The following is a 23431-nucleotide window of genomic DNA, read 5'->3' as shown; positions in this document are numbered from 1 at the left end:
AAGTCAAAAATACGACCTGCAAATTCGCGAGCGCATGACGTGCTGACGACCCAAGCTATCATCAGCAAAACGTCATCAGTAAAGTGCCATCAGTAAGGCGTCATCAGAGAAACGCGCCAAAACAAAAACACAACAACCGCCAAGATATCAAAAAAGACATCAAAGTACATCGCAGTTGTTGTGTTTTTATTAACGGTATTGTTTTTTTGTCTCTTGCCTAGCCTTTGCTGCGCGAATCGCGTTTACGCTCGTTTTCTTTGAGGAATTTTTTGCGTACACGAATGCTCTCAGGTGTCACTTCGACCAACTCATCATCTTGGATAAATTCTAACGCTTGCTCTAGTGTCATTTTAATCGGCGGCGTCAGAATAATATTATCATCCGAGCCTGAAGCACGAACATTCGTCAGCTGTTTGGCTTTTAGCGGATTTACCACTAAATCATTGTCTCTGTTATGAATACCGACGATTTGGCCTTCGTAAACTTCGTCACCAGGGCTGACAATCATGCGACCACGCTCTTGCAAATTAAATAGCGCATACCCTAACACTTTACCCTGCACCATCGACACCAACACCCCATTGATTCGACTACGTAGTCCTGCGCCTTTTGTAGGTCCGTAGTGTTCGAATACTTGGTTTTTAATCCCCGTGCCTGACGTGGTTGTCAAAAACTCGGTTTGATAGCCAATCAGTCCGCGCGTTGGAATAATATACTCTAAGCGAACACGACCTTTGCCATCGCTAATCATGTTTTGCAAATCCCCTTTGCGCAACCCCATTTGCTCCATGACTGCACCTTGGTTAGACTCTTCAACGTCTAGCGTCACGAATTCGTATGGTTCTTGCATCTCGCCATCGATTTCACGCATAATGACTTCAGGTCTTGCAACCGCTAATTCAAACCCCTCGCGGCGCATGGTCTCGATAAGCACCGACAGATGCAACTCGCCACGTCCAGAGACGCGAAATTTATCTGGGTCTGCTGTGTCTTCTACACGCAGTGCTACGTTATGTAGTAATTCTCGGTCCAAGCGCTCACGAATTTGGCGAGAGGTCACGTATTTGCCTTCCTTACCCGCAAACGGTGACGTATTAACTTGAAACATCATGCTCATGGTGGGTTCATCCACTGTCAACACAGGCATTGACTCTACGCACTGCGGGTCACATAACGTATCAGAGATATTTAAATCATCAACGCCTGTAATCGCGACGATATCACCTGCTTGTGCGCTATCGGTTTCGACTTTTTCTAGCCCTAAAAAGGTAAATATCTGCAAAATGCGGCCTTGTCGTTTTTTACCGTCACCATCGATTAGTGTAATGGGTGTATTCGATTTAATTTTGCCACGGTTAACGCGACCAATACCGATAACGCCTTTAAAATTATCATAGCCTAACGAACTAACACGCATTTGAAACGGCCCGTCAACATCGGTGTCGGGCGCGGGGACTTTGTTAATGATGGCATCAAATATCGGGGTCATATCACCGCTATTGACAGTATCTTCTAGCCCCGCATAACCGTTTACGGCTGACGCATAAATAATCGGAAAATCTAGCTGCTCATCGGTCGCGCCCAGCTTGTCAAATAAATCAAATATTTCGTTAATCACCCAATCAGGACGCGCGCCATCGCGGTCAATTTTGTTCACGATAACAATGGGCTTTAACCCCAACGCAAAGGCCTTTTGCGTGACAAATCGGGTTTGCGGCATTGGCCCATCAACCGCATCAACCAACAACAGCACCGAATCAACCATTGACAGTACGCGCTCGACTTCTCCACCGAAATCTGCATGGCCTGGCGTATCAACGATATTAATATGATAGCCATTGTAATGAATGGCTGTGTTTTTTGCCGTGATGGTAATGCCGCGCTCTTTTTCCAAATCACCCGAATCCATCGCGCGTTCGCCGAGTTTTGCTCGCGCATCTAGCGAACCTGATTGGGTAAAGAGTTCGTCTACCAAGGTTGTTTTACCGTGGTCGACGTGGGCAATAATAGCAATATTTCGTAAATTTTCGCGCATGAGTTTTTATCTGTATCAAAAAAGGAAGTTATTATACAGGAAAACCTATTTTGCGCTTGTTTTATTGTTTCTTATTGTGTTTCATTCTGTTTTATCGGGGCAACAACGATAAAACAGCATCGCCTGACCAGCCCAACGTTACTAAATTGTCATAAATGAACAAATCACCACTAGCTGATTTATAATAGACATCTTACTGCATACTTTAGGATTCATCATGATTATTAAGCACACGTTGAAAAACATCACTCTTTGCATGTCGCTGCCACTTAGCTTACTTAGCGTCTCTAGCCTATCATGGGCGCAATCAACCACAACAACGACGACAAACCATGCACCTGCCGTTATCGCTGGCGCAGCCGACATCAATGCACAAACGCAATTAGGACTAAAGTATTACCAAGGCGACAGCGTAGAACAAAATTACACCAAAGCCCACGAATGGTTTAGCAAAGCAGCCGACCAAGGCGATGCCCGCGCCATGTATAATCTGGGCACCATGTATTTTAATGGTCACGGCGTTGAAAAAGATGTCGACCTCGCGTTTACGTGGTACCAACGCGCCGTCGAAGGCGAGTTCGTGCCCGCCATGAATCGCTTAGGCAGCCTTTATGCCAATGGACTTGGCGTTGAAAAAAACTTGCAAACAGCAACCCAATGGTACCAAGAAGCCGCAGCAGCAGGATACGCCCCTGCCCAGTTTAACATGGGCATTGCCCGTTACCACGGCCAAGGCATCGAACAAGATTACGAAATCGCACGCAACTGGTTCACTCGCGCCGCCGAACAAGGCCATAGCGAAGCACTGTATAACCTTGGTGCAATGCATGCCCGTGGCTTAGGTGGCATTTTACAAAACAAAACTGCCGCGTTAAAGCTATACCGCGCCGCCGCTGATCGGGGATTTGTCCCGGCGATATTCGCCGTCGGCATGGCGCACATTGATGGTCAAGGCACCGAAAGAGACGTTGAGCACGGGCTAAAATGGGTGAATGCGGCAGCCACCCAAGGCTACCCAGCCGCCATCGACTACCTAAACACGATTAATCAATAAAATAATCAGGGCGTTGTGGATTTTATGGACTTTGCAGCTTTAGGGGCTTTGCCGTAGTTTGGGCTCATAGCCATAGCTACCAAAGCCCAACGTCATCCTACCGATATCGGTTGATTGTGTCGAAAGCATTCTATCCATGCTGTGAAGTTGCGCAAAATACCCTAAACCACCAGTATATACCAAATCCCCCAAAACATCATCACGGGTGAGGCTCGCGAGCTGTAGAGTAGAACAATTAACTATATTCAATAAATCCAATTTCTCAGAATGTAAATAATAATCAACAATGTTAGGCAGTAAGTGGAGAAAAAGCCCAGCATAACGCCTGTTGGAATCCGCCAGTCTCGACCATCACTAACTTCATACTCCACATTATAATACTTTGTTTTTGCGTATGCATAATGAAAAAGCACCGATAGCGCAAAAATTAGTGTAGATTCAAAAATAGAATAATTTTTAGCAGGGTCAAGCATGATCATAATCGCACTTCCCTGAAATAAAAAAGTAATAAGCGAAAAAGTAAACAGTGCACCAAATGAAATTGCTTGTATTTTTTCTTTAAATTTATCAAGCATAAAATTTATTTCTTCTTGTTTGACGTGAAGCTGAGCACAATAAACCAGAAGCAAATTTTTTCAATTCATTGAGCACCATTGGAATAATAAAAGCACTAATCATCACCATGGCAAGTATCGCGGCCATAACGCCCACAAACCCTCCTAGCAAGAAAAGCGAAAACTGTGTCATTAGAAAGCTAATGGATGCCAGCCAACCAGCAATGCTCACGGCTAAAATCGGCCCGCATTGTTCCAATAAATCTAAAAAATCAACCATAACACCAAATATAGCTAACGCCTTTCCGAGGCGATCAAATATCTTTTTTACCTTCGGCTTTTCTAACAAATCAATGATGTCAACATTTCCATCAATTAGGCTTGTGTATAAACTAGCTAAATCACTAATTACGCAGAGTATTTTAGCAACTGCCCCATTCAATCCGCCGCTGATTTTCCATGCTTGGCTACCTGTTTGCGCATTATACGTCATGTATACATAAATTGCACTGCGACCCACGCCATCAACGGCTTTTTCAGGGACAATCACATAACCGCCTGAATTAATCGCCTTTAGCATATCAGCTGCCATATCTTCGCCGCTAGTACGCACGTTAGCCAGTTGGTCACGGTTGTTTTTGTCAATTTGATAAATCTTTTGCCCTTGTGCGGCGGCGCGTTGTAATCCCGATACCGTGGAGATGCCGTAGCATTCATTGTTGTCGGGATTGACCTCTTCATTACAAAAGAGTTGTTCAGAAATCGCGCTTTCAAGTAGGGATGTCGTCTGCCATGTTTTCGTCGCTCATGTGGCTTGCGAATTAGGATTTTTTAATTAATCCAGTTTCTTAAAATGTATATAATAACCAAGAATGTCAAACAGTAGATAAAGAAAAAACCTGCCATAACAGTTTGTGATTTTAGAAAGTCATGATAGTCGCTCACTTTACAATCTTCTATATAATGCTTTGTTTTTGCATATGCATAGTGAAAAGTTACAGATAGTAAAAAAGCTAATGCAGATTCAAAAATAGACAGATTAAACCTATGATCAAACATAAACATAATCGCGCTTCCCTGAAACAATATAACATTAATCGAAACAATAAATAATGTACTAAATGAATTTGACTTTATTTTTTCCTTATCAAGCATAAAATTTATTTCTTCTTGTTTGACGTGAAGCTGAGCACAATAAACCTGATGCCAATTCCCTAAACTCATTAAGTATCATTGGAATAACAAAAGCACTAATCATCACCATGGCAAGTATCGCGGCCATAACGCCCACAAACCCTCCTAGCAAGAAAAGCGAAAACTGCGTCATTAAAAATCCTACTGTTGCTAACCAACCAGCAATCAAGGAGGCAATAATAGGTCCACATTGATCGAGTAGTTCTAAAAAGTCAATCATAATGCCAAACATGGTTAAAGCTCTTCCAAGGCTTTGAAATATCTTCTTTACCTTCGGCTTTTCTAACAAATCAATGATGTCAACATCTCCATCAATTAGGCTTGTGTATAAAGTGGCTAAATCACTAATTACGCCGAGTATCTTAGCAATTGCCCCATTCAGTCCGCCGCTGATTTTCCAGCTTTGATTGCCTGTTTGGTCATTATATGTCATGTATACGTAAATTGCATTACGGCCTACGCCATCAACGGCTTTTTCAGGGACAATGACATAACCGCCTGAGTTAATCGCTTTTTGTATGTCGTTTGCCATATTCTCATCACTGGTGCGGATGTTTGCCAATTGGTCACGGTTGTTTTTATCAATTTGATAAATCTTTTGCCCCTGCGCGGCGGCGCGTTGTAATCCCGATACCGTGGAGATGCCATAGCATTCATTGTTGTCGGGGTTGACTTCCTCATTACAAAACAGTTGCTCAGAAATCGCGCTTTCAAGCAGCGATGAATTCATGCCCATCGCAAAGCCAATCGATGGCGCGTTGGCCGTTTGCGCCCCCACGGTCTGAAAGCCCCGCATATTCGTCGCCATACTGCCCGGTAAAATCCCCGTGGGTCTCGCGAGAACACCGCTTTGCCGTAGTTTAGGCTCATAGCCATAACTACCAAAGCCCAACGTCGCCCTACCGATACCTGTTAATTGTGTTAAAAATACTATCTAAATATGCTTACGCTAATCACTTTCTTTAATTAGCACCATTTCATGTACTAAACAGATTAAAAAAGCAAAGGCAAGCATCCCAAAAGTAAGCAAAAAATAGACAGTTGCTTCACTTGAGAAGTAATACCTGAAGAAAAACCATAGTATAAAATAAAAAATTAGCCATATCAATATGATAATAGAACGAATTTTGAGCGGTCTTTTCTGTAATTTAAGGTTTGCTTGGCAATATTTACAAACATATGTTCTTTTTCGTCTAAAAAATCCTTTTTTTTCTAGATAACTTTTGAAAAATAGTTGTTTTTTTTCACATGACGGACATTTGAAGCACATTTATAGCCTCCGATTATTTCTTATTGCTTCTATTGTATTGCACACTGCTTTACCAATATTTTCAAAGAAAAGAGAGAGCAGAATTGAGCCTATTGCAAATAAAGCAACCGCCACGGCAGAGGTCGCAAATAGCCCAATAACACCTACACCGATAGTTATGCCTATTGCTAAGTCTGTGAGACTAGGTATCTGACAAGGTAAATCTTCAAGAAATGCTAAAACGCCGAATAGCAGGGATGCGAAACCTGCAACAAAAGCTATTACTGGGGCTGACATAGCAAGGGCAAGCAGAGAAATCCCCAAAAATATGTAACTTATTATGGTGAATATCGCTCCATTCAGCCCGCCGCTGATTTTCCAGCTTTGATTACCTGTTTGTCCATTATACGTCATGTAGACGTAAATGGCATCACGACCCACGCCATCAACGGCTTTTTCAGGCACAATCACATACCCGCCTGAGTTAATCGCTCTGTTGATGTCGTCTGCCATATTTTCGTCGCTCATACGCACGTTAGCCAGTTGGTCACGGTTGTTTTTGTCGATTTGATAAATCTTTTGTCCCTGAGCGGCGGCGCGTTGCAAGCCCGATACCGTGGAGATGCCGTAGCATTCTTCGTTGTCGGGGTTGACTTCCTCATTACAAAAGAGTTGTTCAGAAATCGCGCTTTCAAGTAGGGATGTATTCATGCCCATCGCAAAGCTAAGCGAAGGGGCGTTAACATTGCGATAACCCTCACTAGAGAATACGCGCATATTCGTTGCCATGCTGCCCGGCAAAATCCCCGTGGGTCTTGCGAGAATACCGCTTTGCCGTAGTTTGGGTTCATAGCCATAACTACCAAAGCCCAGTGTATTTCTACCAATACCCGTTGATTGTGTGGATGGTATTGGGCTAATTGACTAAAAAACAAACTCAGACTCACTTGATGATTCTTATTCCGCATAAAGCACAGTTTTTTGTTTGCTGTGTTTGCCTAATAAACATACTAAATAAAGAACCGCCACAATGAGGACAAATGTGTTTGGAAAGCAGTTTTTGACTACTAAAATAAAACCATGCCAACATAGATGAAAATACTATTAAGATTTTAATATCGTTGAAGTAGTAGCCATCATAATCTATTTTGTTGCCTAAATACCAGAGCAATGTAGGGACGCTTAGTAATATTAAAACAGCAATTACATCATCTACAAAGGATTTAATCGGAGGAGGAAAATCGGCACCATTTAGTTTTTTACGTTCATCCAGTATATCATTGACGAAAATATCTGTTTCACAATGTGGGCATTGATTCTTTTGGATGCAATGAGAAACAACTTTCTTTGTTCTTAATTTAGCAATACTATTTTTACAATTAGGGCAGTGAATATCTCTCAATATTGTGTAGTTCCTGATTGGCGAATAGATTAACGCTATCACTAGGGGCGTAACCGATAAAAACATTATTAAATGAGTATTAATTGTTAATTCAAAATAGCGCTTTAATGAAAACAAAGCATACGGAATGACCAATACCGAATAGAGTAGTGTTAAATAAATAACCATATCTTTTTTTCGACTATTTGTTAGACTTCCCACAGCAATATTTTCCTGATAGAATATTTTTTTATTTATTTTTTCAATCATTTAATCATCCTCTCTTCTGCATTGCCGCAAATCGTCAGGATATAAGAGCTCGTTGACAATTTGTTGAGAAACAAACGCGCCGATGAAAGCCCCTATGAGGGCACCTATCTTCCCTCCTCTTAGCCCTACAAAGATCAAGAGTGATGAAATAATAATAGTCCATCCCATGTACGAAGCAACGTTCTTTAATGCCGTTTTTTTGCTACAGCCTGCGCTAATGAGGGCTTCATATTTTTTCTCCAGATCAAGAAAGGTCAGAGCATAATTCAAGAATACAAGAATTTTCCCTATATGCTTAACATCTTTCAACATCTCCACAAGCACATCACGAGTTGGTTCTTCAGCTTCTTCTGGCACTAACAATGATATAAGTTGAAATTGCTCTCCTTGCACAGAAAAATTTAAATCTTGGTCTAGTTGAAAATCACCACCATTCAACCCACCGCTGATTTTCCAGCTTTGATTGCCTGTTTGTGCATTATGCGTCATGTAGACGTAAATTGCACTGCGGCCTACGCCATCGACGGCTTTTTCAGGGACGATGACATAACCACCTGAGTTAATCGCTTTTTGGATGTCGTTTGCCATATTCTCATCACTGGTGCGGATGTTTGCCAACTGTTCACGGTTGTTTTGGTCGATTTGATAAATCTTTTGCCCCTGAGCGGCGGCGCGTTGTAATCCCGATACCGTGGAGATGCCGTAGCATTCATTGTTGTCGGGGTTGACTTCCTCATTACAAAACAGTTGCTCAGAACTCGCGCTTTCAAGCAGCGATGAATTCATCCCCATGGCAAAACCAATCGACGGCGCATTGACTACCTGCGCGCCCACGGCCTGAAACCCCCGCATGTTTGTCGACATACTGCCCGGCAAAATCGCCGTGGGTCTCGCGAGAATACCGCTTTGCCGTAGTTTGGGCTCATAGCCATAGCTACCAAATCCCAACGTCGTCCTGCCGATACCCGTTGATTGTGTCGAAAGCATTCTGATCTACTTAATAAAAACGTACTCTTTTAACTATATGCATATAAAAAGTAATCTATTGAAACAGTAATAATGCCATGAAAAGCCCAAATAGTTACCATCTTTAAGTCGTAAATTTTATTCTCTGCAGACCATTTAATTTTATAATAAAGAAATTGCATAGATGCAGCCATAGCTACTAATATAAATATCCAAAGCAGATTTTTATTAACATCAGAAATCAAAGGAGGGAGTAAAAGCAATGTAGGAACTTGTAAGCAACATGTTGTAAAAAAAACATATATGAATTTATTCATTTTCTCTACAAACAAGATTTTTAGCAAATTTTTTCATTTCATTTAACATTATTGGTATCAATATGCCTGTTACAATTATAGTCAGGGCAAGACCCAAAAAAAGGGTTGAAAAACTAGCAAAAACAAGAGTTGCCATGGTTGTAATGTAATAGCCTATCGCAGCGAGAAGACCGCTTATCGCAGCAGCCAATAGCTTGCCACATTCTGCTGCTAATTCTGCAAAATCCATTATGATGCCAAAAGCTGCAAATAGTTTACCAAGTAAATCAAATAACTTGGTGTCATTTAAGTATTCAAATATTACATCTGGGGTTCCAAAACTATCTTTCATCACGGCCGCTATACCCAAAATCGCGCTAAGTGCATTTTGCAGATGAAAATCACCCCCATTCAGTCCACCGCTGATTTTCCAGCTTTGATTGCCTGTTTGTCCATTATACGTCATGTAGACGTAAATGGCACTGCGACCCACGCCATCAACGGCTTTTTCAGGGACGATGGCATAACCGCCTGAGCTGATCGCTCTGTTGATGTCGTCTGCCATGTTTTCGTCGCTCATACGCACGTTAGCCAGTTGCTCACGGTTGTTTTTGTCGATTTGATAAATCTTTTGCCCCTGAGCAGCGGCGCGTTGCAAGCCCGATACCGTGGAGATGCCGTAGCATTCATTGTTGTCGGGGTTGACTTCCTCATTACAAAAGAGTTGTTCAGAAATCGCGCTTTCAAGCAGCGATGAATTCATCCCCATGGCAAAATCTATGTTGGTAAAAGGCTCGTCTTTGGACTTGCGCCAGCTGGCTTGATGCACACGTACGTTCGTCGCCATACTGCCTGGCAAGATACCCGTTGGCTGTGCTAACAAACCCGCTTGTCGGAGCTTCGGCTCGTAGCCATAGCTGCCATAGCCCACTAAATCTCGACCAATATCCGTTGATTGATTCGACAGCATTCGATTCATGCTGTGTAATTGCGCAAAATACCCTAAACCACCCGTATAAACTAAATCCCCCAAAATATCATCACGGGTTAGACTGGCAAGCTGAGTTTCGGATTCGCTCTCAAGGATGGATTGGGTGTTTTCTACCTTGTCACGGGTGTCTAATAATCGGTACGGATTGACACTATACCCGACCACAGGGATATTCAAATAACTCCCCGCAATCACATCATAGCTCAGTGTAGGGTAACTATTTCTCGTGTTTGGCAGTCTGGCTTTGATACCTAATTCAACTTCCTCACTAATCGCAAGCGTTTGTCCTGCCATAATCACCTCACCGTTTAACACCAACTCAGGTGTCACATTAATCCCGTTGCCAATCGCCGAGGGTAAATCATCAATGCTATCAGCATCCTCAGGTATTAACGCGTCTAACGCCGCTTGGTCGGCTTCTGTTGCAGGTGTAAAACGTAGAATAAGCTTTTCACTGTTAAATTGGCTTAGCGGATAATATTTTAAATTAGGGGTGATGTCAGGCTGTGGGATAGGAATTAAACCAGAAGACAATACCTTTTGCATGGCTAGTCCAATCTGGGCCTGATAGTTGGTCGGCACCTCAATATAATCCGTACCGCGTACCACAATATGGTTCTCTAGATTCGCACCGAGTACGGGGTATTCTTTGATAATGACTTTATTACCGCCAATCACATCCCCGACAGTCGGGTCGGTCATGCGCTCTATATGCGCTTCGACTTTGGCTTGTGCGTCTTTTTGTGCTTGTTCAATGATACCGCCATCGAGTCCCTGTACCCAGCCCTCGTCTTCGTTCACCGTGCCACTATTTTGAAAATCATTAAATAGCTGCTCTGCATTCAGCTCTCCAACAGCTTCTACATCAATGCCTTCTAAATATTCGTATTGTTTAAAACTCGCATCCATTGGCAACCACGTATCAGCGACCTTATTAATCATTCCACGGCTAGGATGAAAATCGATCGCGGCCTCTACCCAGACATGCTCCAACTCAACCGCAGTAATCATATTCGTATTTCTATTGCGTAAAGTCACGACTCTAGAACCTAGCGTTCCTGCATAGGTGGCAGCAGATTCAATGTCATCAAAATCTCCTACCCAGTTTTGGAATTTCTCAGGCGCAACCTCTATTGTCCCATGAACATAACGCGCCGGGATGTTTGAAGCTCGCAGCATTGCAATGAGTAATGATGCCGTATCAAAAGCATTCCCCTGACGTGAACCCAAGGTATGCTCAGCCGTTTGATAAGCCCCCCATGTCGGGACAAATTCAATATTATTACGCACCCAGTAGTAAATCTTGACTGGGTCGTAATCTAATTCTGCGGCCTTTTCCTTAATTCGATCGGTAAGTTGCACTTCATCACTCTCTCCTCGATATAACCTTGAGTCCTTTAATGGTGATTGAAAATTAGGTGGCCTGGATAAACTTTTCTCAACAAATAACAGACTATTACTGCTGATTTTTTCTAACGTCTCAGCGGTTTTTAGCTGAGCAACACTGGTGGCACGATCGCTAAGAAACTGTGTAACCTTACGACGTGGTTTGCTCTCGGAAATACTATCAAATGTTTGTTTAAAAGTGGTCGGACCATTTTTGGTTTGTTGTTGTGGTGCACTATCAAACTGGTTAATAAAGGTTAATAAGTCACTTTGTGAAAAAGCACTTGCTTTAGCAGAAAAACTTCTATCCTCATAAGCATCAACAAGCGTTATGAGTTGTTTATAATTTGCCTGCATTTGCACAATTTGCGCGTCAATACCCGTAATAACACTATCTAGTTCAGGGTTATTTTTAGCCTCTAGCTTGGCTTTTTCCGCTTTTAATCCATCTAATTCTGCTTGATATTTATCAGGCAATGCATCAAATAACGTTTGTAAACGATCGCGTTGTTTTGATTCACCTTGCTTTAACACAGGGTCAGTCATTTCTAATATTTCATAAGCAGCAGCTACTTCTGGCGTTTTATTCGGATTAAGTGTCGTGAGAAGCTTCTTCATCTCAGTGACGATATCGGCTAAAGACTCTCCATCGGCGACCTCAACAATACGCTTTTGATTGAGTTTATACTCATCATATATCCTTTCGACTTCACCGTAAGCGGGATAAGCCATCATGTTTAAAAATGCAATCAATATTAAACCAATATTAAATCGATAAGATATTGGCGTTTTTATGTGACGATTCTTAGGAAAAATAAACATAACAAGGATCCTTTAACTTATTGTTCAAACTTATAAATAGCTTGGATGGCAAGCGCCGTGCCAAAAGGCTCTTGATTTAGCCAATAACCAATGCGATGCTGTCTAGACTTCAATTCATCGACTTGCGATGCTAATACAGCTTTGTCCGGCAGTGCATCATACAGTGTCAATAATACATGGGGTTTTTGCCAAAACTGATGAACACTATTCCTGATTGAGTTATAGTTCTGCATCAAATAATTTCTAGCCAACGTAATTTCATTATTCAGTGCATAGGTATTTTTATAAGCAACTAAAGCACGCAAAGCAATTGATGTAACATACATATCAGGCTGATTGTTGGGCATGCCAAAGCTACCATCGTTGTTTTGCTGTGAACGCAAATAGTTAACTGCACCCTGCACTTGGTCGTTTTTCTTGCTGGTTTTAGCTTGAGCAAGTAGTGCATACGCGGTATCAACGATATTGACATCACCATTATCAAAATCAGTATATCCGGCTACATTCTTCTGGACGGTCGCTGAATCAATGTAACGAGCCCACACCCGATTAATCGAATTGGTATAAGGAACATTATTCTCTACCTGATACAGAGCGCGTCTAGCTATGTGCTCTGTCGTATCAATATCTGCATTGGCTAAATAGCTTCTAATTTCACGGTCTAAGAATGACTCACCAATTAACTCAGCGGCTCTGAAGGCTTCATCCGTTGTTTGGTAAGGCGTTGCAATGGTAGTGTCACTGGTTACCGTACCATCCGCTTGTTGCTGTGTTTTTAACCAAGCAACTGCTTTTTTTAGCTCCTCACTAATTTCTACTCGCTCTCTGATTTCGACATAAATTGTTTGGCGAGTTTCTGAAACACCATCTGAAACAATAATCGTAATTTCATAATTACCTACATCACCCGCTGCCGTTTGCCAACTGACTAAACCACCAGCATTGACCGCCATACCTGCTGGCGCATTTTCTAAACGATAGCTTAATAGATCATCATCTGGGTCTGTAGCTTGAACTTGGTAGCTATAAATATTACCTGCCATTACGGCTGATGGATAAGTTGATGTAATAACAGGCGGTTGATTACCGTCTACGGCGTTAATCACTAGGGTATAACTTTGCGTTACGCGATAAAAGCCATCATAAACTGAAATAGTAACTGTATAAGTTCCTGATTGCGGTGTTTCCCAGCTAACTAAACCACCAACAGAATCAATAGTCATGCCACTCGGTGCTTGCAACAAGCTATAAGTAAGCGTATTGCCATCATCGTCGTTAGCTACCACTTGATAAACATAAGCATCGCCGACTTTACCGATTGTCATCGGTTCACTTGTAATTTCTGGCGCACTCCCTTTGCCACTACCGACAGTTAATCGCACTCTTTGCTTTGTTTGATTCACACCATCTGTAGCGACTATCGTGACAGAGTGCATTCCTCCCGTTACGTTAGGCCATTCCACCACACCAGTAATTGAATTAATTGTCATTCCAGCAGGGACTTCACCATCAAAAAAATAAGTGACCGTTTCTCCTTCTGGATCTGTTGCATCTGCATCATATCGCCAAGTATCGCCCTCAGCTATTGCAATTGTTGGTCTGCTATCAAAAATAGGAAATTTATTTGTGGCTCTGATGTAGAGATTAAAACTCTTATAAACGATACTTTTACCATCAGATACCGCGACTTGCACCCTGTACTGGGTGATTTCATCATTCCCCGACCAACTAATTAATCCAGTACTGCTATTAATCGTCATCCCACTAGGTGCATTCCCCCCATTGAAATAATATGTCAGAGAATCATTATCTGCATCTGTTGCCATTACTTGATAAGAAAATGGTTGATTGGGTTCTATTGTCGTTCCGGTTGGAAAATCCGCAAACTCCGGTGGCTGATTTTCCGTTTGCTCTTCAATTACGGTGAGTGTATAGCTTTGCGTTACGTCAAATCCACCATCACTGACTTTAATTTCAATAAGGTGATCTCCTTTAAGAGGCGTTCTCCAATAAATATTTTGTCCACTTATATTCATTCCTTCAGGACCTGAAACCAAGCCGTAGGTTAGCCGCTGCCCTTCTGGATCTATTGCTCGAATACTATAATTGTATTGGGTGCCAATTTTGTGTATGGTAGCCGGTGTGCTAGTGATTTCTGGTGGTAACTTATTGGTAGCAATTTCAGATCTGCTGACACTTAACGAATAATTCTGAGTGACAATGTTTTTACCATCATTGACGGTTATTTGAATTTGATAGCTACCTGTAATTGGGTAATCCCAAGTAACTAGCCCAGAACTTTCATCAATTCTAATCGGAGTCGCATCATTTCTAACAATCAGTGAATATGTCGGTGCATTGAATGCATTTTCAACCGTGACTTGATAGCTATAGGATTCAGCCGCCGTCCATCGAGTTTCTGGCGTGGATGTGATGGTTAACGTCTCATCAGTGGGGTTTGTAATGGTTAAATTGAAAGATTGTGGAACATTATTGACACCATCAGTTGCAATCACGGTGACGGTATAAGTTCCTGCAATAGGGTTAGACCAATTGATTTCACCGGTGTTTGCATCAATCGCCATTCCTTCAGGTGCGCCGTAAGGGAAAAAGAATTTAACTTTAGCACCTTCGGGATCAGTTGCAGTAATACGATAAACATAAGGAACCCCCGTCGTTCCCTCCCGAACGATTGTCGAAGTGTATCTAGGTGGCAAATCTTTATTAATATATAAGCTGTAATTTTGCTTAACTGATGCGCCATTGGCATCTGTCACAGTAATTTCTATTGGGTAAGCGCCTTGAGTTGATGGTGGGACATCCCAAGTAATTAAGCCAGTAGTCTCAGCAATTTTAATAGCATTGTTTGAGGCTTTCATACTATAAGTTAACGCATCACTATCTGGATCTGTAGCTATAACTTGATATTGGTACCTTTCACTCGACATCGCTGATAAAACCGGCGAACTCGTAATCATTGGGGGGCGGTTTGGATCATATACCTCTAAAATAAATTCCTGCAGTGCTTTAGCGCCATCGGCATCAGTTACCAATAAAGCAAAAAGATATTCACCTGGAGTTTCAGGCTGCCAAGAAAGCAGTCCATTTGCATTTAGCGCTGCACTTTCATCCGGAGAAGCGAGGAGTTCATAAGTGAGCGCTGAATTTTCAACATCATTCACCGACATTTGATAAGTAAACGGGGTTCTCACTTGCGTATCATTCGGTGGAGTCGAAGTAATTATTGGCGCAAGGTTAAAGCTTTTGCCAAAATTAGGGGGATAGCCTACGATCTTTGCCGAACGACAACGCGGAATCCCTAAACTATCTAATTGCGTGACTTGGTAAAAATAGTTGGTTTGATCAAGTACATCTTTATCTAAAAAAGTCAGCACATCTGACGCATTTTCCGCCACTTGGCTAAAGGTACCATCATAACTGCTACTTCGTGTAATTTGGTATTTTGCGGCGTCTGCGTTAGGCCATAACACTTGAATTTTACCAGGCTTATTGCGTATATTCAAATGGCTTAAACAACTTTCAGGATTAACCGTTACATCACTATTCAAATAACTTGAACCGCCAGGGTACCCATAGGATTCGAATGTGGAAAACCCATAAACACTAGCGCCAAACGCAATATCGGCGGTAAGTGTATGTTGTGCGTCACTAATCGGCAATTGTGCATAGACGTATTCTGTATTTTCTACCGGCTTAAAAAGTGTGCTATCGACAGACTGTCCATTCAATAACACACTTCCCTTGTCTGAATCTCGAACAATCACATTAATAAAGTTTTTCCCGCCCTCATCGTCAGCAAAACTTCCTGATGGCGTCGCAATTAGATAATCGTTGGTATACTGATTAACCGGCGTGACCAGCATCATGAATGGGTCTGCCTGTACACCATCGAATTGCTGTGAGTTAGCGTACTGCATTACCAAGCTAGGTTTTGAGGTTTTTATATAGCTAGCTTTATTTGCGATAAATTCATAATACTCACCTTTCGATAAAGTATATAAGTGCGAGTAATTAACATATAATTTTGTATCATCAGCCTGCGCAAGCACCCGGATAGTATCACCGTTTTTTCGAAGAGCCAGTGGAGCCAACAAAAAATCTTTACCCCATCGGGTAATATCTGGCACCTGCTCAACAATATGATCACAAGCCCATCTGTCCCTCGGAATATTCACACAATTGTTACCTGAGAAAACTGAAACGGGTTTATCGCTAATAATTTTTGTACCCGTGATGTCTTCAACTGCATATTCAAAATAATAAATATCGCCCTTATTTAAACGCTGAGTAAACGTAGGGTTTTCGCCATTTAGCTTAGACAACTCATTAAATTCAAAATCAACCACCGTATCGTCTTCAGTAGCGATAATCGCAAATTCTGGAGGGAAACTACCGTTTTTGGTATAACCTGCCATAAAATACTCAGTTCCTAGCTTAGGCACTGGAATAGCCTGAAATGCATCTGTCGTAAATTGAAGCTGTGAAATGCCATAGAGCGAAATATCGACATCCGAAGTCACATGAATCCCCATTTCAAACTTAATACCGGCACCGTCAAGCATTACTTCATCCGGAAGAATAATCGGAGTTACCGAACCACCAATAAGGCCAAATGTTTCCTTAAAGTCCAGTGCTGCAACTTCAACAGTTACTGAGCCGTTTTCAGCTGAAGCAGCAAACAATTTAGCAACACCCGCATTGTTGTAATTTTTCATAAACGACACCCAGAAATCCTTACCCCGATTATCAATACTCTCGGCATTTGCTGAATTTGGGAAGAGCGTGGTTGCCAATAGTAGCACTAAAACTAAACTGATAAATTTACTTCTCATTCTAACGTTTTTCATCGATACAAAGACCATGATGACAGTAATAGCAATCAATCCCCAGAGACTACTGGCAGGAATTTTTTGTACCCTAGTTGAACCACTGGCACCAATAATGTAACGTGCTGTATCGCTATCAATCAACCCATCGGAATCTATTCCTTTCACGATTAAGTTACCGCTCGATGTAATGGTAATCGTGCAATCAACCTCGGTCGGTGATGTTTGCACACAAGCAAAGTCACGGTAACCCGTTGTTGTCGTTGATTCAACTATCACATCAGCAACCAATACACCAACATCATCAGTCACTTTAATCGTAGAATCAGTAATCTCGGTAGTTGAATTCGTCGTTGGTGCCGTTATAATGACCACCGGCGGGTTGGTTGCTGCTGCGGTAATGTTATAGCTTTCACTATCGGTATCACTTAGGCTATCGCTGTCGGTGCCTTTAACAACAAGGTCACCAGTTGAGGTAATCGTAACTATACAATCGACTTCTGTAGGAGATGTCTGTGTACAATTAAAGCCACTGTATCCGGCTGTTGTGCCACTATCTATGATGACATCAGCAACGAGAATTCCTACATCGTCAGTTACTTTAATCGTGGTATCGGTAATGTTCGTTGTCGACAAGGTTGTCGGTGCGGTAATCGTTACCACCGGTGGGATTAATGAAAGAGCGCCTTTAACGTAAGCAATACTGTTAATATAGTAATTTTGCGTTGACGCTTCATCAACTTGTTTAATTCCTTTATCCGTTTCGCTTTCACTCACACGGACTTCGATATAAAACGCATCCCCAGCTTTCACTTCGGTAATGTCATGCTGAAATAACACGGCAATATCTTCGGCGGTTGCCCCTTGTTCGTTAGCATCGCTTAGGTTAAAGCTGTCATAAGCACCTAATAATGTCCCACCGTTATAGCCGGGTTCGTCCGCCATCCATTGATTGGCCGGTTGCGGAGAATAGTCTGCTATAATCGTCGGGCTATCAGGTAAGGTCAACGCAGATAGAGTAGCCGTTTCGTTAAAGAAGGTATTTTGTGCTTCTTCGATTTCTAGATCAACGTAATTTAAGGCTTGAATATTAGCTAGGTCATTGCCGGTATTATTATCGATTCTCCATATCGCTTTACCATCACTACTTAAATTATTTTGAAAGGTGACCAGTAGATTATTAGGGAACGTATTTCCTTGGGCCTGTATCGGTAATTGAATTGCCTCAACGGCGTTTACTCCATCTGCTTTTACGGCAACCTTTAATTCAAACAACTCATAAGCAAAAGATGAAAATGGCAAACTAAGCGAAAGTATAGCAAAAAAAGATTTGAGCTTCATAATAACTCCTCCTTAAGCTGTTTAACGATAAAGATTCTTACTTGGCGACGACTATTGTAATATAAAATTCCTTTCTGTCAATACGCTACATAAACACTGGAACACTGACCGATAGGAACTCATTAATAAGTGGAGGCGAGTCCCGGAGTCGAACCGAGGTACACGGATTTGCAATCCGCTGCATAGCCACTCTGCCAACTCGCCACACGGAAAAAATTGGAGCGGGAAACGAGGTTCGAACTCGCGACCCCAACCTTGGCAAGGTTGTGCTCTACCACTGAGCTATTCCCGCTAATCTGTTACTACCGCTGGCCATCAACGGCTAATTAACTTTCGTTAAATTGGAGCGGGAAACGAGGTTCGAACTCGCGACCCCAACCTTGGCAAGGTTGTGCTCTACCACTGAGCTATTCCCGCATAGGTGGCATATTATAACGGTTTTTTTATTCGTGAAAAGGGTTTTTGCGTTTATTTTTGCGTTTATTCACAAAAGCCCTCTTAAAAAGCCGTTCTTATCGCGCCCTGTTGACGCATCAATACTTTAACTGCCCTTAGACTGTAGCAATCAAACTGTGGCAATCTATTTTTCTAGCGCTGCATAAAAAAAGCCATCACCCCAGGCATCTGGTAAAAATTGCAAACAGCCTGACAATTCGGGATTTTGCACGCCTCCTTGTTCATGATTTGATTGGTTATGGTCAGCAACCGCCACCGTGCGGTTATGTGCCAACGGCCTAAGTTTCGCCGCTGTGTGGCGTTGTAAAAAGCGGGCAATCTGTTGCTGATTTTCTTCGGGCAAAACCGAACATGTCGCATACAACAAGCGCCCACCAGGGGCAAGCAACTGCCAACACAAATCCAATAACTGGCCTTGTAATTGGCAAAGCGCCTGCAAATCACTTTCTCGGCGGTGGTGTAAAATATCTGGGTGTTTTCGGATAACGCCAGTCGCCGAACACGGTGCATCCAGCAAAATACGATCAAAAGACTGACCGTTGTGCCAAGCCGCCAAATCTGCCAAATCCGCAACTTTTACATTAATCGTCACATCATGAGCAAATCCCGCTTTCAGCCGCGAAAGCGTGTCACGCATGCGTTCACTACGTGTGGGGTCGATTTCAACCGCCGTTAGCGTTATCGGGCTTGCCTTGGTCGCAATATGTGCCGTTTTACCACCGGGCGCGGCGCAAGCATCTAACACATGATGCCCTGCTTTAACGCCTAATAGATTAGCCGCCAACTGGGCATTGGCATCTTGGACGGTCACTGCGCCCTCATCAAAAAAGGGCAATTGGCTAACCGCGACTGGCGCGGCGAGCACAATCGCTGCTTTGGCATCGATATGCGCGGCGGCATCGATACCAGCAGCCTGCAATGCCGCCAAATAACTTGTCTGAGAAAACCGTGCAGTGTCATGCACGCGCAGCATCATTGGCGCAGGTTGATGATTGGCTGCCAATAGGGTTTCGGCTTTATCGGGGTAGGCACGCTGGATGCGCTGCCAAAGCCACGTTGGATGATCGGCAAAATCATCCTGCTGCATTATTGCGTCTTTGGCGGCGTTTTTGGCGGCGTCTTTGGCCGAATATTTGACCGAATCTTTAGCCAAATCTTCAGCGCCTGCAATACGGCGCAACACCGCATTGGCAAACCCTGTCGCCCAAGCCATATTCAGTGATTTGCACAGCGCCACCGACTCGTTAATCACGGCATAGCTGGGTAACTTTAGCTGAATGAGCTGATACAAGGCGCTAACCAGCAAAATTTTTACAATCTGGTTTTTTTTTGTAATGTTTTTTTTCAAGTACGGACGCAGTGTTTTAACCAAGCTCGGATAGTAACGCAATGTGCCATAGGTGATTTCATGGCACAGCCCTTTATCGGCAGCCGTCGCAATTTTTTCTAAGTTTTTTGACAATGCATAACGCAACGATTGCCCTGAATTGATGACATCATTAATGGCATAAACCGCAGCCAATCTAGGACTAATTGCATCATCTGCAGCGTACACCGTCACGAAAAAACAAACCCCGCCAACGACTTGCCATTGAGAAACTCCTTGACGGATAAGCGCTTTTTCCCTATTTCCTGTAATTCAGTCACGCGAATTGCACCGTGATGACATTTGATCACAATACCCTCAGGGGATTCGCACAGGATCGTGCCAACGGCTGTGGTTGTTTCGTCTTCGATGGCTTGTGCGGCAAATATCCGCAAAGCAATCTCTCGCGCCGATGCGAAATTTTTACCGTGACAATGCGAAACTGGCACAGGATTAAATGCATTAATTTTGCGGCAAATCGTCACCGCGTCTTGTTGCCAATTAATTTGTGCTTCTTGCTTGGTTAATTTTTTGGCATAGGTCACGCCTATCTCAGATTGCGGGGTTGGCACGTCGGTTTGGGCCAGCATACGCGGCAATGTAGCCAACAACAGTTTTGAACCGGCGGCTTGCAGTGTGTCGTGCAATGCCCCTGCCGTTGTTTGCGGGGTAATCGGCACTTGAGTTTGCGCCCAAACTGGCCCTGTGTCTAACCCTGTTTGCATTTGCATAATAGCCACGCCTGTCATGCTGTCGCCTGCGGCTATCGCCCGTTGAATCGGTGCAGCACCACGCCAACGCGGCAGCAAAGATGCGTGCACATTAATCGCACCGCATCGCGCCCAATCCAGTAGCCATTGCGGCAATAATAAACCATAAGCCACTACCACAAAAATGTCTGGCGACGGCAACGCCAGTAATGTTTGTTGCGCCTTCCCATCAAATTTTTCAGGTTGCAATACGGGGATTTGATGCGTCGCCGCCAATGTTTTGACTGGCGACTGGCTAAGTTTTTTGCCCCGGCCTGCACTACGATCAGGTTGGGTTAGCACCAGACTGGGCTGATGTCCATGTTCGATTAATGCCTGCAAATGCGTGGCGGCAAATTCGGGCGTTCCCGCAAAAACAATTCGCGTCATCAGCCTATCCTGTTTAGGTTACCATGCCAACAAATACCTACCATATTGCACTTAACTACGCCGAATTTCATTGATTAGCTGGCGATTGACTGACTGGCGAACCTGTTTCGGCTACCGTTTCTTTTTGCAATCTTTTTTCATATTTTTTCATTTTTTCGCGAATCAAATTTCGCTTGGCTGGCGACAAATAATCGATAAATAACTTACCGTTCAGATGGTCAATTTCATGCTGGATACAAACGCCCAACAGCCCCTCGCAAACCCGCTCAAACGTATGGCCGAATTCATCTAGCGCACGAACCGTCACCACATCAGGGCGCTCGACATCGGCGTAAATTTCTGGGATAGATAAGCAGCCTTCTTGGTGTTTGTTTTTTTCTTCGCTGGCGTTAATAATCTCAGGATTAATGAAAGTAATGGGCGCAGGCGCCTCACCTTCGCCAGCACAATCTGCCACCACTACACGTAAATGCACGTTGACTTGTGTTGCCGCCAGACCTACACCATTTTTTTGATACATAGTTTCATACATATTTTTGACCAATTGCTGAATCTTAGTATCAACCGTCTCAACGGGCTTAGCAATTTGGCGCAGCCTAACATCAGGAAACCGTAAAACAGATAAAATTGCCATAAAGCGATCCTTTTTATTAAAACTCAATACACATAGTGCTATGATAGCATCAATTACTGAAAATCGCGACGATTTAGTTTTATCGGCTTGTTTTAAAACAAGTTAATAAGAAAACAGCACATCCATGCTCGCTGAATTTATTCACAAAATAACCATTTTTTGCTAAAAAGACTAAAAAAATCCTGTATTTTCACAGCACGTAGTTTACAATATTTGAGACTGAAATAATAACAAACCTAACTAAGGAAAGGAGTATCATCGTGAGAAACTGGTTGAATTCCGCTTTAATTTTGGGCACCGTTGCGTTAACTGCTTGTGCAAACAATCAAACTTATCAGCGCCCAGCAGAAACACAAAGCGCCCCAAAACAAATCAATATCCCCGCAACAACAGTTCGTGTTGCACCAGAGTACCGTACCGACGCGCCTGATCGCTATGTGGTCAAAAAAGGCGATACGTTATGGAGCATCGCACAACGCTTTTTACAAAGCCCCGCCCGCTGGAAAGAAATCTGGCACGCCAATCCTAAGCTAAAAAATCCACACCTTATTTATCCTGGCGATATTATTACCTATACCAATATCGGCGGCATGAAAAAACTCCAAGTCGGCGGTAGCAGTAACCCGATTCGTGGATTGAACACTGGCAAAAAAACAACGGACGGACGACCGATTTACAATTTATCGCCAACCGTTCGTACAGAGACGCTGGCAGAGCCTATCCCTACGGTGCCAAAAGAAATCGTTTATCCTTTTATGACCAAAAACCGTGTCGTTGAGCCCGGTTTTTCCGAAGACTATGCCTATATCGTCGGGCAGTCTGATGGTAGCTACATTTCGCTTAGCGGACGGTCAGAAGTATACGCCAAAGGCGAATCCTTTGACGACGAATACTACGACGTTTTCCGTGAAAGTGCCGCAATCAACGACCCCATTACCAACGAACCATTAGGGGTAGAAGCAACCTATGTCGGCCAACTTAGACTAGTCAAAGAAGCCAACGAAGATGGTATCGCCAGCTTTATGCACGTTGATAGCGTCAATCCACTTTACCCCCGAGACATTCTCATCCCTACACAAGAGATAGAAATCGGCGGTGATTTGACCTTTTTACCCAAAATTCCTGACGTTGACGAAGACGCCATGGTCATTAAGCCCATGGGGGCATTTGACACACAGTCTGGCACACAATTCAACACCTTATTGATTAACCGCGGCGCTGGTCACGGCGTTGTCCCAGGTGATGTGTTTAAAATCGTACGCGCCAGTGCGCAAATGGGTACTGGTCGCTATGGTGAGCAGTTTAAACTGCCCGATTACGATTTGGGTATTGTGATTGTCTATCATACTTATGATGATGTAAGTTATGCACTCATCATGAATGCGTTTGATGTAATCTACCCAGGAGATCGGCTCGTTGCCCCTTAATCATTTAACACGTTAACGTCTGC

The 23431-nt window shown here is 43.1% G+C and carries 15 protein-coding genes and 3 tRNA genes; 2 read left to right on the top strand and 16 right to left on the bottom strand.

The features are described 5' to 3' along the window. Positions 1-217: 217 nt before the first annotated feature. Positions 218-2035, bottom strand: coding sequence for a translational GTPase TypA (typA, locus tag GCU85_RS05430; RefSeq protein WP_152810149.1), 1818 nt, complete (start codon positions 2033-2035; stop codon positions 218-220). 217 nt (positions 2036-2252) lie between these two features. Here typA and GCU85_RS05425 point away from each other — a divergent pair, with 217 nt between their 5' ends. Next, positions 2253-3089: a tetratricopeptide repeat protein gene (locus GCU85_RS05425; RefSeq protein ID WP_152810147.1), complete on the top strand. Its 837-nt coding sequence runs from the start codon at positions 2253-2255 to the stop codon at positions 3087-3089. 39 nt (positions 3090-3128) lie between these two features. Here the strand turns inward: GCU85_RS05425 and GCU85_RS05420 are convergent, their stop codons facing one another. From GCU85_RS05420 to def, 15 genes are all read right to left on the bottom strand, one after another. Then, positions 3129-3338: a hypothetical protein gene (locus GCU85_RS05420; RefSeq protein WP_152810145.1), complete on the bottom strand. Its 210-nt coding sequence runs from the start codon at positions 3336-3338 to the stop codon at positions 3129-3131. Then, positions 3335-3664: a hypothetical protein gene (locus GCU85_RS05415; protein WP_152810143.1), complete on the bottom strand. Its 330-nt coding sequence runs from the start codon at positions 3662-3664 to the stop codon at positions 3335-3337. Before GCU85_RS05415 ends, GCU85_RS05420 begins: the two co-directional genes overlap by 4 nt. Continuing rightward, entirely contained in the window at positions 3657-4193 is a 537-nt protein-coding gene (locus tag GCU85_RS05410) for a hypothetical protein (protein ID WP_152810142.1), read from the bottom strand. The genes GCU85_RS05415 and GCU85_RS05410 overlap by 8 nt, the downstream gene beginning before the upstream one ends. Positions 4194-4790: 597 nt before the next feature. Continuing rightward, the gene (locus GCU85_RS05405) at positions 4791-5729 is read right to left on the bottom strand and encodes a hypothetical protein (protein WP_152810140.1); all 939 of its coding nucleotides are present in this window, start codon (positions 5727-5729) and stop codon (positions 4791-4793) included. A gap of 378 nt (positions 5730-6107) precedes the next feature. Further along, complete coding sequence (locus GCU85_RS05400) at positions 6108-6875, bottom strand: hypothetical protein (RefSeq protein ID WP_152810138.1); 768 nt, start codon at positions 6873-6875, stop codon at positions 6108-6110. Between the two features lie 154 nt (positions 6876-7029). Then, the gene (locus tag GCU85_RS05395; protein WP_152810136.1) at positions 7030-7737 is read right to left on the bottom strand and encodes a prepilin peptidase; all 708 of its coding nucleotides are present in this window, start codon (positions 7735-7737) and stop codon (positions 7030-7032) included. Beyond that, a complete protein-coding gene (locus tag GCU85_RS05390) occupies positions 7738-8724 on the bottom strand; it encodes a hypothetical protein (RefSeq protein WP_152810134.1) in 987 nt (328 codons plus the stop codon). 288 nt (positions 8725-9012) lie between these two features. Further along, positions 9013-12111, bottom strand: coding sequence for a transglutaminase-like domain-containing protein (locus tag GCU85_RS05385; protein WP_218110561.1), 3099 nt, complete (start codon positions 12109-12111; stop codon positions 9013-9015). A gap of 104 nt (positions 12112-12215) precedes the next feature. Next, entirely contained in the window at positions 12216-18386 is a 6171-nt protein-coding gene (locus tag GCU85_RS05380) for a putative Ig domain-containing protein (RefSeq protein ID WP_152810130.1), read from the bottom strand. A gap of 130 nt (positions 18387-18516) precedes the next feature. Next, positions 18517-18590, bottom strand: a tRNA-Cys gene (locus tag GCU85_RS05375). Positions 18591-18603: 13 nt separating this feature from the next. Further along, positions 18604-18678: transfer RNA gene (locus tag GCU85_RS05370), tRNA-Gly, on the bottom strand. Positions 18679-18728: 50 nt separating this feature from the next. Beyond that, a tRNA-Gly gene (locus GCU85_RS05365) sits at positions 18729-18803 on the bottom strand. Positions 18804-18966: 163 nt separating this feature from the next. Beyond that, positions 18967-20403, bottom strand: coding sequence for a 16S rRNA (cytosine(967)-C(5))-methyltransferase RsmB (rsmB, locus tag GCU85_RS05360; protein ID WP_152810128.1), 1437 nt, complete (start codon positions 20401-20403; stop codon positions 18967-18969). Continuing rightward, positions 20400-21347 (bottom strand): methionyl-tRNA formyltransferase, encoded by a 948-nt coding sequence (gene fmt / locus GCU85_RS05355; protein WP_152810126.1) that lies wholly within the window; start codon positions 21345-21347, stop codon positions 20400-20402. The genes rsmB and fmt overlap by 4 nt, the downstream gene beginning before the upstream one ends. Positions 21348-21414: 67 nt before the next feature. After that, positions 21415-21981: a peptide deformylase gene (def, locus tag GCU85_RS05350; RefSeq protein WP_152810124.1), complete on the bottom strand. Its 567-nt coding sequence runs from the start codon at positions 21979-21981 to the stop codon at positions 21415-21417. A 260-nt stretch (positions 21982-22241) separates the two neighbouring features. Between def and GCU85_RS05345 the strand changes: the two genes are divergently transcribed. Continuing rightward, positions 22242-23408, top strand: a complete 1167-nt coding sequence (locus GCU85_RS05345; protein WP_152810122.1) for a LysM peptidoglycan-binding domain-containing protein — start codon at positions 22242-22244, stop codon at positions 23406-23408. Positions 23409-23431: the final 23 nt, after the last annotated feature.

The sequence above is a fragment of the Ostreibacterium oceani genome, from assembly GCF_009362845.1.
GTDB classification, from domain to species: Bacteria; Pseudomonadota; Gammaproteobacteria; order Cardiobacteriales; family Ostreibacteriaceae; genus Ostreibacterium; species Ostreibacterium oceani.
This window is presented reverse-complemented; position numbering and strand designations above follow the sequence as displayed.